The 13,333-nt window shown below is 58.4% G+C and carries 15 protein-coding genes and 1 tRNA gene; 3 read left to right on the top strand and 13 right to left on the bottom strand.

Translation table 11 applies throughout. The features are described 5' to 3' along the window. Positions 1 to 271 precede the first annotated feature (271 nt). From VB780_RS06395 to xth, 13 genes are all read right to left on the bottom strand, one after another. A complete protein-coding gene (locus VB780_RS06395) occupies positions 272 to 436 on the bottom strand; it encodes a hypothetical protein (protein WP_323350311.1) in 165 nt (54 codons plus the stop codon). A gap of 234 nt (positions 437 to 670) precedes the next feature. Further along, positions 671 to 1,141 (bottom strand): SH3 domain-containing protein, encoded by a 471-nt coding sequence (locus VB780_RS06400; protein ID WP_323350312.1) that lies wholly within the window; start codon positions 1,139 to 1,141, stop codon positions 671 to 673. Between the two features lie 73 nt (positions 1,142 to 1,214). After that, positions 1,215 to 2,735, bottom strand: coding sequence for an AAA family ATPase (locus VB780_RS06405; protein WP_323350313.1), 1,521 nt, complete (start codon positions 2,733 to 2,735; stop codon positions 1,215 to 1,217). Positions 2,736 to 2,745: 10 nt separating this feature from the next. Further along, positions 2,746 to 3,018 (bottom strand): hypothetical protein, encoded by a 273-nt coding sequence (locus tag VB780_RS06410; protein WP_323350314.1) that lies wholly within the window; start codon positions 3,016 to 3,018, stop codon positions 2,746 to 2,748. Between the two features lie 53 nt (positions 3,019 to 3,071). Then, entirely contained in the window at positions 3,072 to 3,587 is a 516-nt protein-coding gene (locus tag VB780_RS06415; RefSeq protein WP_323350315.1) for a YceD family protein, read from the bottom strand. 57 nt (positions 3,588 to 3,644) lie between these two features. Next, positions 3,645 to 4,154 carry a protein jag gene (locus tag VB780_RS06420; protein ID WP_323350316.1) on the bottom strand — a complete coding sequence of 170 codons (510 nt, stop codon included), beginning with the start codon at positions 4,152 to 4,154 and terminating at the stop codon, positions 3,645 to 3,647. Positions 4,155 to 4,157: 3 nt separating this feature from the next. After that, positions 4,158 to 5,303 (bottom strand): membrane protein insertase YidC, encoded by a 1,146-nt coding sequence (gene yidC, locus VB780_RS06425; RefSeq protein WP_323350317.1) that lies wholly within the window; start codon positions 5,301 to 5,303, stop codon positions 4,158 to 4,160. A 106-nt stretch (positions 5,304 to 5,409) separates the two neighbouring features. Further along, the gene (locus tag VB780_RS06430) at positions 5,410 to 5,805 is read right to left on the bottom strand and encodes a PH domain-containing protein (RefSeq protein WP_323350318.1); all 396 of its coding nucleotides are present in this window, start codon (positions 5,803 to 5,805) and stop codon (positions 5,410 to 5,412) included. After that, positions 5,792 to 6,187, bottom strand: a complete 396-nt coding sequence (rnpA, locus tag VB780_RS06435) for a ribonuclease P protein component (RefSeq protein ID WP_323350319.1) — start codon at positions 6,185 to 6,187, stop codon at positions 5,792 to 5,794. Before rnpA ends, VB780_RS06430 begins: the two co-directional genes overlap by 14 nt. A gap of 110 nt (positions 6,188 to 6,297) precedes the next feature. Continuing rightward, positions 6,298 to 6,435 (bottom strand): 50S ribosomal protein L34, encoded by a 138-nt coding sequence (gene rpmH, locus VB780_RS06440; RefSeq protein WP_190523372.1) that lies wholly within the window; start codon positions 6,433 to 6,435, stop codon positions 6,298 to 6,300. Positions 6,436 to 6,500: 65 nt separating this feature from the next. Beyond that, the gene (locus VB780_RS06445; protein ID WP_323350320.1) at positions 6,501 to 7,076 is read right to left on the bottom strand and encodes a DUF2808 domain-containing protein; all 576 of its coding nucleotides are present in this window, start codon (positions 7,074 to 7,076) and stop codon (positions 6,501 to 6,503) included. Between the two features lie 214 nt (positions 7,077 to 7,290). Beyond that, the gene (locus VB780_RS06450; RefSeq protein WP_323350321.1) at positions 7,291 to 10,584 is read right to left on the bottom strand and encodes a DEAD/DEAH box helicase; all 3,294 of its coding nucleotides are present in this window, start codon (positions 10,582 to 10,584) and stop codon (positions 7,291 to 7,293) included. A 222-nt stretch (positions 10,585 to 10,806) separates the two neighbouring features. Continuing rightward, positions 10,807 to 11,595, bottom strand: a complete 789-nt coding sequence (gene xth, locus VB780_RS06455) for an exodeoxyribonuclease III (RefSeq protein WP_323350322.1) — start codon at positions 11,593 to 11,595, stop codon at positions 10,807 to 10,809. Between the two features lie 75 nt (positions 11,596 to 11,670). Between xth and VB780_RS06460 the strand changes: the two genes are divergently transcribed. The 3 genes from VB780_RS06460 to VB780_RS06470 all read left to right on the top strand — a co-directional run bounded on the left by VB780_RS06460 (position 11,671) and on the right by VB780_RS06470 (position 13,326). Beyond that, entirely contained in the window at positions 11,671 to 11,949 is a 279-nt protein-coding gene (locus tag VB780_RS06460) for a Precorrin-3B methylase (RefSeq protein ID WP_323350323.1), read from the top strand. Between the two features lie 104 nt (positions 11,950 to 12,053). Then, a tRNA-Ala gene (locus tag VB780_RS06465) sits at positions 12,054 to 12,126 on the top strand. 174 nt (positions 12,127 to 12,300) lie between these two features. Beyond that, positions 12,301 to 13,326: a tyrosine-type recombinase/integrase gene (locus VB780_RS06470; RefSeq protein WP_323350324.1), complete on the top strand. Its 1,026-nt coding sequence runs from the start codon at positions 12,301 to 12,303 to the stop codon at positions 13,324 to 13,326. Positions 13,327 to 13,333 lie beyond the last annotated feature (7 nt).

The following is a 13,333-nucleotide window of genomic DNA, read 5'->3' on the forward strand; positions in this document are numbered from 1 at the left end:
CCCATCCAGTTCGATGGCATTAATGACCTTTTGTCGCAAATCGAGGCTGTAGGGTTTGGCCATGGCACGCAGGTGGAGATGTCTCTACCTCTAGATTATGTCCTAATCAGACTGGCTATAGCTATACTCGACCATAATCACCCTGGTCGAGGTGAATTTGTTTGTGCGTCACCGCTTGGCCTAACAATAACCCCCCACGATCAGCCGATGCTCTGCCAATCATGGGGGGTATGGAGTTTAAATTAAAGTAGAAGCGCGTTTAGGTCAGGCTCTACAGAAAGTGGTCGATCGCCACCGCCGACACGGCGGCAAACGCGGTGATTGCCAGGCCCACCAGCGGGTTTTGCCCCTGGGCAACCGCAAAGGTCGTAATTACGCCAGCCCCTAGAGCCGCGATCGCAACGGAGCCAATCCAGTCTTTTTGTAGGTTATGCATGGGTTCTTAAAAGTGGGTTATGACGCAGGAGAAGGCGGCAGTAGCTCCTATCGAAACTAACTACCCAACCCTAGGGCTGCTTTTAGAACCTCAACGCTATCACCCTGTCTAAGGTCCCATGAGCGCGCACCGGGGAACTGATACCAAGCTTAAGGCTTGGTTAGATTAGTTAACATTGCCCCCAGCAAAGGTGACAACCCTAGGGCAAAAACAGCTTTGGTTGAGGGCTTAAGGCTATTCGGTGCGGCGGGTGTTGCCCGCTTTGACCCAGCCTTCCTGGCCGTTAGACACCACCCGCACCTTAACCCAAGACTGGTCGGCGGGTTCTTCGAGCACAACTACCGCTTCGTTCACATCCACGCCCCCCACCTGGGGAAATTCTACACCGGGGCCTTCGCGCATCACCAGGCCGATGGGCTGCACCACGGTGGCGTTGTAGGCACCGGGTTCGAGGGCGGGATCGAGGGGCGCTTCCGCCACTGGGGCGGGCTCAGGCGGGGGCTCAACGGCGGGTTCAGCAGCCGTTTCTGGGGCCGCTTCGGGCTCTGGTGCGGGCATTTCGTCGCCGTAGAGCGGTTTGGGCGGCAGCACCGACAGGCGACCCATAAAGTAGCGGGCAGTAGCCACCCCCGCCATCGATAGGAGGATGAGGGCGATCGCAACCCCCAAAATCAACTTTGACAGGCCAAGGAAAAATCCTTTCATGGACGGTAGCGGGCCGTTGTAGGTCTACAGTTTGCCAATGGTACAGCACCTCTCGCCAATCGGCATCGGGGAGCTAATCGGCATCGGGTAAGGTCGGGCGAAACCGCGAGTCGAGGCCGCTGCGGGAGGCCATTCGCGCTTTGCCCGCCGCCGCCCAGGCTTGCAGCGCCTCGATCTGCTCCTGGGCGGTGCGGGCCAGGGGCACCATCTCGCTGGCGGCGGTGAGAATATCGTCGGTGGTAAAGTCGCGGTTTTGGCTAAAACCCAGGTGCATGGCCTCAACGATCGCCTGCTCGATCTCAGCCCCCGAGAAGTCTGGGGTCTCGTAGGCCAGCCGGGCGGTGTCGAAGGTTTTGAGGGTGTGGGGCCGCAGTCGCGAGAGGTGTACTTCAAAAATCGCCTGGCGATCGCCCTGGCTGGGCAATCCCACAAAGAAAATTTCGTCGAAGCGTCCCCGGCGCAGCATCTCCGGCGGCAGGGCCTGAATGTTGTTGGCGGTGGCCACCACAAACACGGGGGATGTTTTCTCCGCCATCCAGGTGATGAACGTGCCGAAGACCCGGCTGGCGGTGCCCGAGTCGCCCCGGCCATCCATACCCGCAAAGGCTTTGTCGATCTCGTCAATCCACAGCACGCAGGGAGAAATCGCCTCCGCCAGCTGGATCATCTGACGGGTGCGGGCCTCCGACTCGCCCACTAGCCCGCCAAACAGCCGCCCGACATCCAGCCGCAGCAGGGGCAGGTGCCAGTGGTGGGCGATCGCCTTGGCGGTCAGCGACTTGCCCGTCCCCTGAATGCCCAGCAGCAGCAGCCCGCGCGGATGGGGTAAACCGTACTGGCGCGCTTTTTCTGAGAAGGCGGCCCCCCGCTTGAGCAGCCAGTCTTTGAGGTTGTCGAGGCCGCCAATGTCAGAAATTTGCTCCTTGGCGGGGTAGTAGTCGAGAATTTGGGTCTGGCGAATGCTCTGGCGCTTTTCGTCGAGAATCAGGTCGAGGTCGTTGGGGTCAAAGGCCCCGTGGGCGGCGATCGCCCGAGCCAGCACCCGCCGAATTCGCTCCAGCGACAGCCCCTGGCAGGTGCGCACCACCTCCTCCAGCATGGCAGTTGGCAGGTCGGTGCCGGTCGATCCTAAAAGCTGCCGCACCTCCTGACGAATAGCGGCGGCATCGGGCAGGGTAAACTCCAGCACTGTCACGGTCTCGCTCAGCTCGTCGGGCAGGGTGAGCTGGGCCGAGAGAATCACCAGGGTCTTGGGCTGGGCCTTGAGCCGACGGGCCAGGTTGCGCAGCTTGCGGGAGATGGCCACGTCATCCAAGAACCGGTGAAAGTCGCGCAGCACAAAGATGGCTGGAGCGGTAGCGGGCAGCTTTTCCACCAGTTCAAGGGCTTGCAGCGGGTTGCGCTTGCCAAACCCGGCGTCGTTAAGGTTGCCCTGGTAGCCATCGACAAAATCCCAGGTGTAGAGGGCCCGGTTGCCCTGGGCGGCGGCGCAGGCAGCAATGTCGGCCTCGGCCCGCTCTTCCTCGGCGGTGGCGATGTAGATAATTGGGTAGCGGGCGCGAATTAGCAGGCCCAGTTCGTCGGTAAAACCCATGTCAAAACGCCTAAGACGGCAACAGCAACTTCACCAAAAATGCCGCTGCATTGATAATCAGGGCCACCGTCGCCGAAATTAGCAGGGCAAAGGCCAATTGCACTACCCAGCGCATACCCTGCTCGTAGGTGTCCAAACGCCCGTTAAAACGCCCGATGTCGTCCGTCAGTTTATCTATAGCCTTGGCGTTTTGGTGAATGGCACTGGCGTTTTGTTGCACTGTTTGGGTAGTTTTATCGACCAGCGCCTCAATGCGGTCTAGTCGGTCATTGCTGGTAGTCATAGGGGTGACAGCTCTAGAGATCTATCATGGCCGATAACGCCAGGGCCACAGGGCTAAGCATCTGGTGGTTCCAACTGCTGTTGCAGCTGGGTCAGGGCTGCCCAGCGGTGGTCTGTTGGTTGAGCGGCGATCGCCCCCTGTCCTCGCAGCTCGATGCCGGAGCAGTCTTCATCACAGATCTGCGGCATAGGCAACGCCAGGCAGATCTGCTCGTAAAGCCAGGTTTCGGGGTAAAAGTAGCCGTTGGGAGGCAGGGTCTCGAACAGATCTTCCACCGACACCTCCCGTTCTAGGGGTAGGGTGGCGGGGTCGGGCTCATGCTCCAGCCAGATTAGCTCCTGGGCCGACAGCGATACGCGGTGATTGTAGGCCTGTAGGCAGCGATCGCAGGTCAGCGTCACAATCGTATCGGCCCTGGCCTTGACCTCCAGGTAGGTGCCCTGGTGGGTGACAGTCAACTCGCCCCGCACCGGCGTTAGGGTATCTAGATCCGCCAGGTGCGAGTTTAGATCAACGGTGAGCGTCTGCTCGGGCCGCTGTAGCAGTTGAGGTATATACACTTTTTCCACTGGTCATACCTCCCACGGCTAGGGTTGAGCTGGTCATTTGCAGTGCTTTGGCCTGGTTTAGCCCTCGCGCTCTGGAGCCTGGCCGGTCAAACACACCACCAGGCGGCGATCGGGCTCGCGGCCCCGGCTAAAGGTGGCCAGCCCTTCATAGGCCGACATAAAATGGTGCATTTGCCGCCGCTCAGCAGACGACAACCCCTGCATCTCAAACTCTTCGCCGTTGGCCAACACCCGCTCAGCAGCATCTGCCGCCATCGCCTTTAGCTCTTCCAGACGCTTCGCCCGATAGCCCGCCAGCTCGATGGTAAAGGCCTGCTGCTGCTCCTGGATTTTGCCCAAATTTAGGGTGGTATTGGCCAGGTACTGAATCGAGTCGAGTACCGCACCGCCGTCGCCAATCAGCGCCTGCACCTGCTCGGGCGACAGGGGTGCCTCGGCAATAGTCAGCCAGCAGCTTTCCCCCGACTCGTCTTCGACCGCGTGGGCGGTGACGGTGGCAGTGAGTCCCTGCATGGTGAGCAGGGTGGTTAACCAGTTGACGCCAGCGGTGGCAGCATCGGTGGCCATGGACTACGCCTTTTTCTTCTTGCTACGTCCGGGTTCAAAGGGCAGGGTTTGACGATCTTCCTCGACCTTAGTTTCGGCATCGACGATTTTTTGCAGATTCTCGGGCAGGGGCTCCCGCGAGAGAATAAACGTTTGCAGGGTTTGGAAGATGTTGGCAATCAGCATGTACATCAGCACCCCGGCGGGCAGGGGAAAGAACAGGAACATGCCGGAGAAGATGATCGGCGTGAACTTGTTAACGGCGGCCTGCTGAGAGTTGTCGCTACTGGTAGAGCCCTGGCCCGAGAGCACCTGGTTGAGGTACAGGCTGGCCCCAAAACCCAGAATCATAATCAAAATATCCCAGTGGATGGCACCGTCTTCGCCGGTTACACCAATGCGGCCCAGGGCTTTAATGAACAAAAACCCTTTGTTGGCGGCCAGGCCCGGAGCCTGCACCCGCACCGTAGCCTCACCGGGGGCCAAGGCGGTGATGTGGCCTGCGGCATCGACGGAAACAACATCCTCGCCCTTAGTGATCTCCCACTTGGGCTGGAAGCTATCGATATCTTCGTTGTACTCAGAGACCAGAGCTTCAATGGATTCACCCTCGGCGGTTTGCAGGCGCACATCGGTTTTTTCGCCCACCACAAGCTTGTTGCCGCCGGGCATCACCGCCGAGATGGGGAAGTGAGACCCGTCAGATACGTAGATGGCCTTGGGGGGCGTGGTAAACACCTGGGGCTGAATCTGCTCAATCTTTTCCTGGGGAAAGACCTGAACATTGACGTCGTAGTTGATGTCAGAGAACGGCGACCCCCGCAGGGTGGCAAACAGAGCAAAGAGAATGGGCATTTGCAACAGCACCGGGAAGCAGCCCGCCAAGGGGTTGCCAAACTCTTTGTACACCCCGCTCATCTCTTCTTGGAGTTTGGTGGGGTTGTCTTTGTAGCGCTCTTGGATCTCTTTGACGCGCTTTTGCATGAGCGGCTGGGCCACTTTCATGCGCCGCATGTTGCGAATGGAGCCCGCATTGAGGGGGTAGAGGGCAAAGCGAATTACCAGGGTGAGGGCCACAATGGCCAACCCGTAGCTGGGCACGATTCCGTAGAAAAAATCTAGGATCGGCAACATGATGTTGTTGGTCAGAAATCCAATTCCAAAATCCATGGGCACCTGAACCCTGCTACAGGGGATACGACGTTAACTGCTCAGTTACCTAATCTACCCCATCGTTGGGGAGGCAAGCCGCCCCAACGGGTTGGGATTGCCGTAGTTAGCTCTTGCCGATGGTGCCGCTGACGGCCTGAGCCGCCGGAGTGATGCGCTCGTTGATGTAGTCGTACAACTCTCGAAACCGGGGCATGGAGCGCAATTCTAGACGGCTACCGTCTTTGAGGGTGACGACCATATCGCCCCAAAGGCCAAGCCCGCGAGGCACCGTGACAATTTTACTAATTTCGTTGTAAATCAGGTCGGTGCGATCGCGCCCCATCCAGCCGCCGGTTACCGAAATGCGCCGACTGGTGATGCGGTAGCGCAGCCACAGGGCACGGGTAATGGCTCCAACCGTGAGGGGAAGGCAGATGATCGTGAAGCCCAGCAGAATATTGATGATTAAATCGCCAATGTGGGGGCCGCCCTCATAAAACACATCCTCACGAATGCCCATGGAGTACCTCTAATTTGGTAAACAACTGCTCTAATTCTCGCAAAAATTCGCCATATTCGCACTCAGCTGCCTCGGGCTTCAGGCTGATGACGATCCACTGAGCTGGACGAAGGCGGGGCAGCAGGGTACGGAGGGCAGCGCGCACGCGGCGCTTGAGGCGATTGCGCACCACGGCTCGCTTGTGCACCTTGAGGCTCACGACAATACCGATGCGCGGGCCAATGGACGAGGCAGAGTCGCTGGCGACTACGGGTTTGGCGCTGGTCGCCGGGGGTAGCGACCACACCCGCACCAGCAGGTGGGCAGAGGCCGCTTTTCTGCCCTGCCGATAGACCTTGGAAAACTCTCGCGATCGCCGCAGCCGATGGTGTTTGGGTAGCACGCCCCGATCCTCACACACGCAGCAATAGCCCTGGAGCTTGAGGTAGCCCCAGGGCTATGCAATGATCTATTGGACAGTGATAAACAGTGAATGGGTTACCCCAGCCAGCGCTAGACTGCGAGCTTAGCCCGGCCCTTGCGGCGGCGAGCTTTAATCACCTCTTGGCCGGTGTGGGAGCGCATACGAGCGCGAAACCCGGAGGTTCGCTTCTGTTTTCGGTTGGTGCCCTCTAGGGTACGCTTGCTCATGGCTTAGCCTCTTTGCCTGTTTCTGCTAAAAATTCACGGTCTCATATAATAGCACCCGTTGGCCCCTAGCGGCTTTGGTTGCTGTCAGAGGCAACTTCTAAGGGCCAGGTGCCGGTGTACTGGTTGACCACATCGCCCTGGTACATCATTCTCAGGTTGAAGTAGTGGTAGCCGTAGCGACGGGGGTTGCGCACGTTGGAGAGCACCACCACCAGGTCGGTGTTGGCCTCAATTGGTTGCTCAGGGATGATTTCAATGCGGTTTTCGTCCTGAATCCAGTCGATGGCTTTGACCGGAATCACTTCGCCACCGCGCCAGTCGCCCTTGCGCAATTCGATGGCGTTGGGGTCAAACCGACCGCCAACTTCGGTAAAGGTATCGGGATAGTCAATTTCTAGGGAAATTACATCGCGCGGCAGCTTGGTGCGCATGATGTTGAGGTAGTAGCGGGAGTTGGTGCTGAAGGGATAGTTGAAGTCGATCATGTATCTGAGGCGATACTCAGCCTCAACGCCGCCAAAGATAGTCAGACCGGACTGGGCCTGGCTGGGCTGGGGCAGCGCGGTGCTGAGACCTACCGCTGCGGCCACGGCGGCTAGCCCCAGGGCGGCCAGCTTGAGGGATTGCTTAAGGGATGTCATGGTGTACCTCCAATGAAAACTGTCTGGCCGGGTAGCTTGGGGCAACCAATCTGGGCCATCCATCACAATAACCCCAGCGACCTCAATCTGCACTCCGATCTGTGCCAGTGGTGTAACCGGGCTGCCGGATGCTAGGCGCGCCCTTCTAAGCCAGCGCTTCAGCCTGATCCCAATCCTACCATTTAGCCTTTGACCCTTGGGATTGCCGCTGCGGCTACTCGTCATCGTCGATGATGGCGTTGCGATCGAGCAGCAGCAGGTTGCGCAGCTGGTCGGTGTCGAACTCGGTGAGCCAGCCCTCGCCCGCGCTGACCACCTGCTCGGACAGGGCTTTTTTACTCTCGATCATCTCGTGGATGCGCTCTTCGAGGGTGCCGGTGGTGACAAATTTGTGCACCTGCACGTTGCGGGTCTGGCCAATGCGAAAGGCGCGGTCGGTGGCCTGGTTTTCGATCGCCGGGTTCCACCAGCGATCGTAGTGGAAGACGTGGTTGGCGCGGGTGAGGTTGAGGCCCACTCCGCCCGCCTTCAGCGAGAGAATGAACAGGCGCGGCGCAGCAGGGTCGTTCTGGAAGCGATCGACCATGGCCTCCCGCTGCTTTTGGCTGGTGCTGCCGTAGAGAAACAGCGCCTCTTGGCCCAGGTGCGATTGCAGGTGCTTTTGCAGCAGCTTGCCCCACTCGGCAAACTGGGTAAAGATCAGGGCGCGATCGCCCTCGGCGATCACCTCTTCGAGCATTTCGTCGAGCCGTTGGAGCTTGCCCGATCGCCCCTTCAGCCCCAGGCTGGGCTCCTGCAAAAACTGGGCCGGATGGTTGCAAATCTGCTTCAGCCGGGTCAGCAGAGCCAGAATCTGACCCTTGCGCTGCACCCCGGTGGCGTCGTCGAGGGTTTCTAGAGCCGCATCCACGGTCTGCTGATAGAGGTTGGCCTGCTCCGCCGACAGGCCGCAAAATACGGTCATCTCCTGCTTCTCGGGCAGGTCTTGAATGATGGTGCGATCGGTCTTGAGGCGACGCAAAATAAACGGCTGCACCAATCCCTTCAGCGCCCTGAGGGAGGCCACATCGCCGTAGCGCTCGATCGGGGTGGCAAAGCGCCGCTGAAAGAAATTCTTTGGCCCCAGGTAGCCGGGGTTGAGAAAGTCCATGATCGACCACAGTTCGCCCAGGCGGTTTTCCACCGGAGTGCCGGTGAGAGCGACGCGAAACTGAGCTTCGATCTGGCGGGCGGCCTTCGACTGCTTGGCGTCGGAGTTTTTAATATTCTGGGCTTCGTCGAGCACTAGACATTGCCAGTTGACCGATTGCAGGGGCTTGAGATCTCGGTAAATCAGCGCATAGCTGGTGATCACCAGGTGCTTGTCCTGCACGGCTTTGGCAAAGCTGGCCCCCTTGGGACGGCGATCGCCGTGGTGCACTAGCGTCTTCAGCCGGGGGGCAAATCGCTTGACCTCCTTTTCCCAGTTGCCCAACACCGAGGTGGGGCACACCAGCAGCACCGGGGTCTCCAGCCAGTCGTTGTCTTGCAAATAGAGCAAAAAGGCAATTAGCTGAATGGTTTTGCCCAGGCCCATGTCGTCGGCCAGGCAGGCTCCCAAGCCCCACTGTTCCAGAAAAGCTAGCCATGATACGCCCCGCGCCTGGTAGGGCCGCAGCGTCCCTTTAAAACCGCTGGAGGCATCCATTTCTGCGAGGGTTTGGTTGCCGGTGGTGAGGGTTTCGATCAGGGTTTGCAGCGCCCCGGTGGCCTCAAAGCTGACCACGGGCAGCCGGTCGATCAGCTGGGTGTCGCCGGTGCTAATTCGCAGGGCGTCTTCCACCGACAGAGGCGTGGCGGTTTTCTGCCCCGCCAAGAACTGCCGCGCTGCCTTCACATCCTGGGGCTTTAGCTCGACCCAGCGGCCGTTGATTTCGACCAGCGGAGAACCCTGGTTGATTAACTGCTCAAACTCAGCGGCGGAGAGGGTTTCGCCTGCGATCGACAGCTCCCAGCGAAAGTTGAGCAGGCTCTTGAGGCCCAACCGCTGCCGCTGCTTCTGGGGTGGTACCTCCGCCTGCACCTTGAGGCCCAGTCGCCCAGCCCCGTCTTCTGCCGTCTGGGCCAGACCAGAAGGAAGTTGTACCTCAACACCGTTATCTTGCAGCTGCCATGCCGAGGCCTTAATGAACTGGTACGCCTGGATTGGGTCTAGGTCACAGTGGGTAGGGTGCTGCTGACGCAGACTCTCGCGAATGGGATCGTAAAGCCGGGCGGCGCGGCCCAAGGCACCCAAGAGGGTTTCTTGGGGCGATTTAAGGGTAGCCCCCTGGTGGTGCAGCTCGTCTACAGGATGCTGCCAGATCAGGTCTGCCCCCAGTTGCCAGTCGGGGTTGGCGGCTGACTGAAGCTGGTACAGAAGTTGCCAGGGCTGGTCGAGTTGGGGGGGTGGCTGTAGCACCAGCCGCAGGCGAAACTGGGTGGCGGGGTCAGCCGCCAGGGTTTGCAGGGGCGTAGTCCAGGTAGTAAGAGCCTCTTGCAGACGGGCGGCGGCGGCGGCGCTAGCCTCCAGAGTGCCTACCGGCTGGCTCAGAGCCTGAAGCCAGGGCTGAAGCGGTAGCTCTTTGCCGAGACTGGCCAGAGCATTGGCAGGTTGTGCCTGGGCGGCCTGGCGCACCTGGTAATCGACTAGGGCGGCCAAAAAGGTGAACAGCTGAGGCTGGGGATCGAGGAGAGGAACCCCGCAGCCCAGCGGGGGCTCGCCCTTAGCAATCGGCGGCAGATGGGTGCGGCAGATCAGGGGCATGGCCCGCGAAAAATTGCGCAGACGCTCTTGGTCGGGGGCACTGTCGAGTAGGGGATGCCAATCCGCCGCGAGGGTTTGGCTGGTGAGCTCTAGGCCCGGCAAAAACTTGCCCCGAGCCAGCAGGTTGAGCCCCCAGCGAGCGATGTGGCCCCAGTAGCGCAAGTCGGCCCCGATCTCGCCAGGGCCCGTGAGGGTTTGCTGCCCCAGGGGCAACGCCAGCAGCATCTGCAAAAAGTCGGCTATGCCCAGGTGCCAACCCTGCACACGCCAGGGATGGAGCACTGTATTGGCTTGATTAGAGTCGTCAGACTGGGCATTGATGCGGGCCGAATGCATGGGTACGAGAGCCGATGGCGTCATCTGCGCAGGCAGCAGCAGGGCCAACTCTCCCCAGACGGGACCGATGGGGCTCGCCGCTGCTTTGGTACCCCGCGAACTGCCTCGTCGACCGCTGCCCTCCGGTGCTTTTTTGGCTCCTTTGCCAGGGCCAGCCGCTTCGATCAACGCCGCGGGGAATAGCTGACCACCCGTGGCGGCACGGCCAACCAGCTGCTTTTGCATCGCAGTGAACACCTGGGCTAAACCTGTCTGGCCCAGGGCATAGGGGTGGGAGTGCAGGCCGTCCCAGGGGGTGAACCCTTCCGGTGACAAGGGCTGCCAGGCTTCGGCCCAGAGAAAAAACTGCTGTGACTGGGGAACCCAACTGACGTGTAGTATTGCCATTAGCCCTGTATCTACGACTCGCTCAAAAGATCAAAGGGGGTTGGGAGTAGAGTAGACAGAGCCCGATCGCCCTCGGGTTACGGGTAAAACGCCAGTGAGTGCCCGGCGGGTGCGCCTATCCCCGAAGCCCCATTTTCGGCTACTCCTGGTGTGCAGAAAACCTGCTGAATGTGCCTATCTTACCCCCTTGGGATGGCGCTGACCGGGCAGCAGCTTGAACCTTTAGGCATATTCCATGATGACTGGGGTGTGGTCGCTGGGTTTTTCCCAGCGGCGGGGCTCGATGTCAATGGTGCAGCTGAGGGCGCGATCGCCCAACCCCGCCGACAGATAGTGATGGTCGATGCGCCAACCCATATTGCGCTGAAAGGCAGCGGTGCGATAGTCCCACCAGCTGAAATGCCCCCCCTCGTCGTTGAATAGACGAAAGCCATCCTTTAACCCTACGGACAGGACTGTGCGCAAAGCCTCCCGTTCCACAGGCGAGGACATGATGTGCTTCTCCTTGCCCTCGGCGTTGTAAATGTCTTTGTCCTCTAGGGCAATGTTGAAGTCGCCGCAAACGTTGAGGTTGGGGTACTCCGCCAGCAGTGCCGTTAGGTATTCTTTGAGGCATGCCAGCCAGCGCAGCTTGTACTCGTATTTATCGCTACCGACAGAGCTGCCGTTGGGTACATAGAGATTCACTATATAGATGTCGCCCCACAGCCCAGCGATCACTCGCTTTTGATCATCTAGATCGCCAACACGGTCTTCTCCCAGTACTGGAGCAAAGCCATACTGCACGTTGTCTAGGGGCTGCCGACTCAGCAAAGCCACCCCGTTGTAGGATTTTTGCCCGTGGATGTAGGCAGTGTAGCCCAGCTCTGAAAAGGCTGCGGTCGGAAATGTCTCGTTGACCACCTTGGTCTCTTGTAGGCAGAGCACATCCATAGGGTTGGCTTGCAGCCACTGGGTCGCGTGGTCAAGGCGCGATCGCACGGAGTTGACGTTCCAGGTGGCAACTTTCATAGCAGGCGGTAAGGTGAAAAGAGATAGTCACAGTGTTCTAGCTTAAGGGCTTGACCGCCCAAAAGGATCGCGCCCGTGCCTCCAGAATCTCCCCTTCAGGGAAAAGCCTTAGTTAAAGAAGTGTGCCGCCGCATTCGCCTGGCCCGCAGCTACTGGGATGCCCACAACAACGCTGCCTGCCGGGGCGAGCGGGAAAAAGCGCTGGCGCTCTACAACACGCTAACAAAGGAGCAAAAAGATCAGATTCCCCAGACTTTGCGTGTGTGGCTGCGCTACCGCAGCGAAAAGTATTTTGGTGCCCACCAGACCCAGCCGGGGAACAAGCGGCGATCGGCCAAGGGGCGAAAGCGTTAAGAGATGATTTGTTTTTGGTAATATACTGGCAGTCTCAGGGGAACTAGCTCAGTTGGTAGAGCGCTGCGTTCCCAAAGGGTAGCCGGAGGCCAATCGCACAATACGGGGAATTAGCTCAGTTGGTAGAGCGCTGCGATCGCACCGCAGAGGTCAGGAGTTCGAATCTCCTATTCTCCATTCTCTCAAACCCATACAGCTCAAGGGTTGTATCGCCCATCAACAAAGTGATTCAGGGCCTTGCTGAGCTCCTGGGGCTAAACGCTGTTATGCCACTTTTGGCCATTTTGGTTAGAATTTGGATCGAAATTGGATCGAAAGATTCTTCGATCCATTCTCCAGAGGGCTTTCACCATGGCCAATGCTGCTAGAGCGAAGAAGGGCACCGTCTCGGTGACCAGTGACCGAGATCGGTTGCGTCTGGGCTGGCGTTACAAAGGGGAACGCTATTTTCTGTTTATCGGACTCCCTGACACCATCACGAACCGGAGAGTGGCCGAGGCCAAAGCGTCTCAGATCGAACTCGACATGATGTCGGGGCATTTCGATCCAACGCTTCGAGCCTATAAATTGCAGCTTCCTAACCGCAGCCAGCTGACTGTCACCGGCCTATTCAACAAATTCATCCAGTACAAATCCAAGACAGTCGTTTCGGACACGCTGGATAAATATCGTGGACTGTTGAATTATTTGGAGGAATTCTTTAAGACTCGTTCGGTTGCTGAAGTCAGCGTAGCCGAGGCCGAAAAATTCACCAGCTGGTATGACTCTCAAGATTTATCCAAGGTTGTCATTCGAGAGCGCCTGGGCCTTTTGAAGGCTTGCTGGGAGTGGGGGATCGAGCAGGCTTTAGTTGAGTCTAATCCCTGGATAGATATGCCTTTGAGAATTAAGGTTCCGCCAAAACAAATGCCTAAGCCTTTCACTGAGGCAGAAATCAAATCAATCGTTGAGGCGTTTAAAGCTAATCGTTATTATCGCCACTACGTCAATTTTGTGGAGTTTCGCTTTGGCAGTGGTTGCCGTACCGGAGAGATTGTGGGCCTACGCTGGAAACATATCTCTGAGGATTGCTCAACCATTTGGATTGGTGAGGCTTTAGTCAAAGGCAAGCAAAAAGCTACAAAAACGAACCGGTCTCGGTATATTACTCTGACATCTAAGTTGCAGACAATGCTTCAAGGCATGAGGCAAGCTGATAGTGATCCCAATGATTTGGTTTTTAAGGGGCCGAAAGGCGCTCCTATTGATGCAAAAAACTTTGCCCAACGAGGCTGGCAGAAAATTTTAACCAAGTTAGGTATTGATTATCAAAGACCTTACAATACCCGACATGCCCTAACTTTTCAAACACCCTCTCAGAGAGAGCAGGCACTGTAGAGCATAG

Origin of the sequence: Leptolyngbya sp. CCNP1308 (assembly GCF_034932455.1) — a bacterium.
GTDB lineage: Bacteria > Cyanobacteriota > Cyanobacteriia > Phormidesmidales > Phormidesmidaceae > Nodosilinea.

Excerpts from the sequence above, each read along its gene's own strand:
- VB780_RS06400 (WP_323350312.1), bottom strand. The coding sequence starts at position 1,141 with ATGAAAGGATTTTTCCTTGGCCTGTCAAAGTTGATTTTGGGGGTTGCG.
- VB780_RS06450 (WP_323350321.1), bottom strand. The coding sequence starts at position 10,584 with ATGGCAATACTACACGTCAGTTGGGTTCCCCAGTCACAGCAGTTTTTT.
- VB780_RS06410 (WP_323350314.1), bottom strand. The coding sequence starts at position 3,018 with ATGACTACCAGCAATGACCGACTAGACCGCATTGAGGCGCTGGTCGAT.
- VB780_RS06430 (WP_323350318.1), bottom strand. The coding sequence starts at position 5,805 with ATGGGCATTCGTGAGGATGTGTTTTATGAGGGCGGCCCCCACATTGGC.
- yidC (WP_323350317.1), bottom strand. The coding sequence starts at position 5,303 with ATGGATTTTGGAATTGGATTTCTGACCAACAACATCATGTTGCCGATC.
- VB780_RS06395 (WP_323350311.1), bottom strand. The coding sequence starts at position 436 with ATGCATAACCTACAAAAAGACTGGATTGGCTCCGTTGCGATCGCGGCT.
- VB780_RS06420 (WP_323350316.1), bottom strand. The coding sequence starts at position 4,154 with ATGGCCACCGATGCTGCCACCGCTGGCGTCAACTGGTTAACCACCCTG.
- xth (WP_323350322.1), bottom strand. The coding sequence starts at position 11,595 with ATGAAAGTTGCCACCTGGAACGTCAACTCCGTGCGATCGCGCCTTGAC.
- VB780_RS06445 (WP_323350320.1), bottom strand. The coding sequence starts at position 7,076 with ATGACATCCCTTAAGCAATCCCTCAAGCTGGCCGCCCTGGGGCTAGCC.
- VB780_RS06405 (WP_323350313.1), bottom strand. The coding sequence starts at position 2,735 with ATGGGTTTTACCGACGAACTGGGCCTGCTAATTCGCGCCCGCTACCCA.
- VB780_RS06470 (WP_323350324.1), top strand. The coding sequence starts at position 12,301 with ATGGCCAATGCTGCTAGAGCGAAGAAGGGCACCGTCTCGGTGACCAGT.
- rpmH (WP_190523372.1), bottom strand. The coding sequence starts at position 6,435 with ATGAGCAAGCGTACCCTAGAGGGCACCAACCGAAAACAGAAGCGAACC.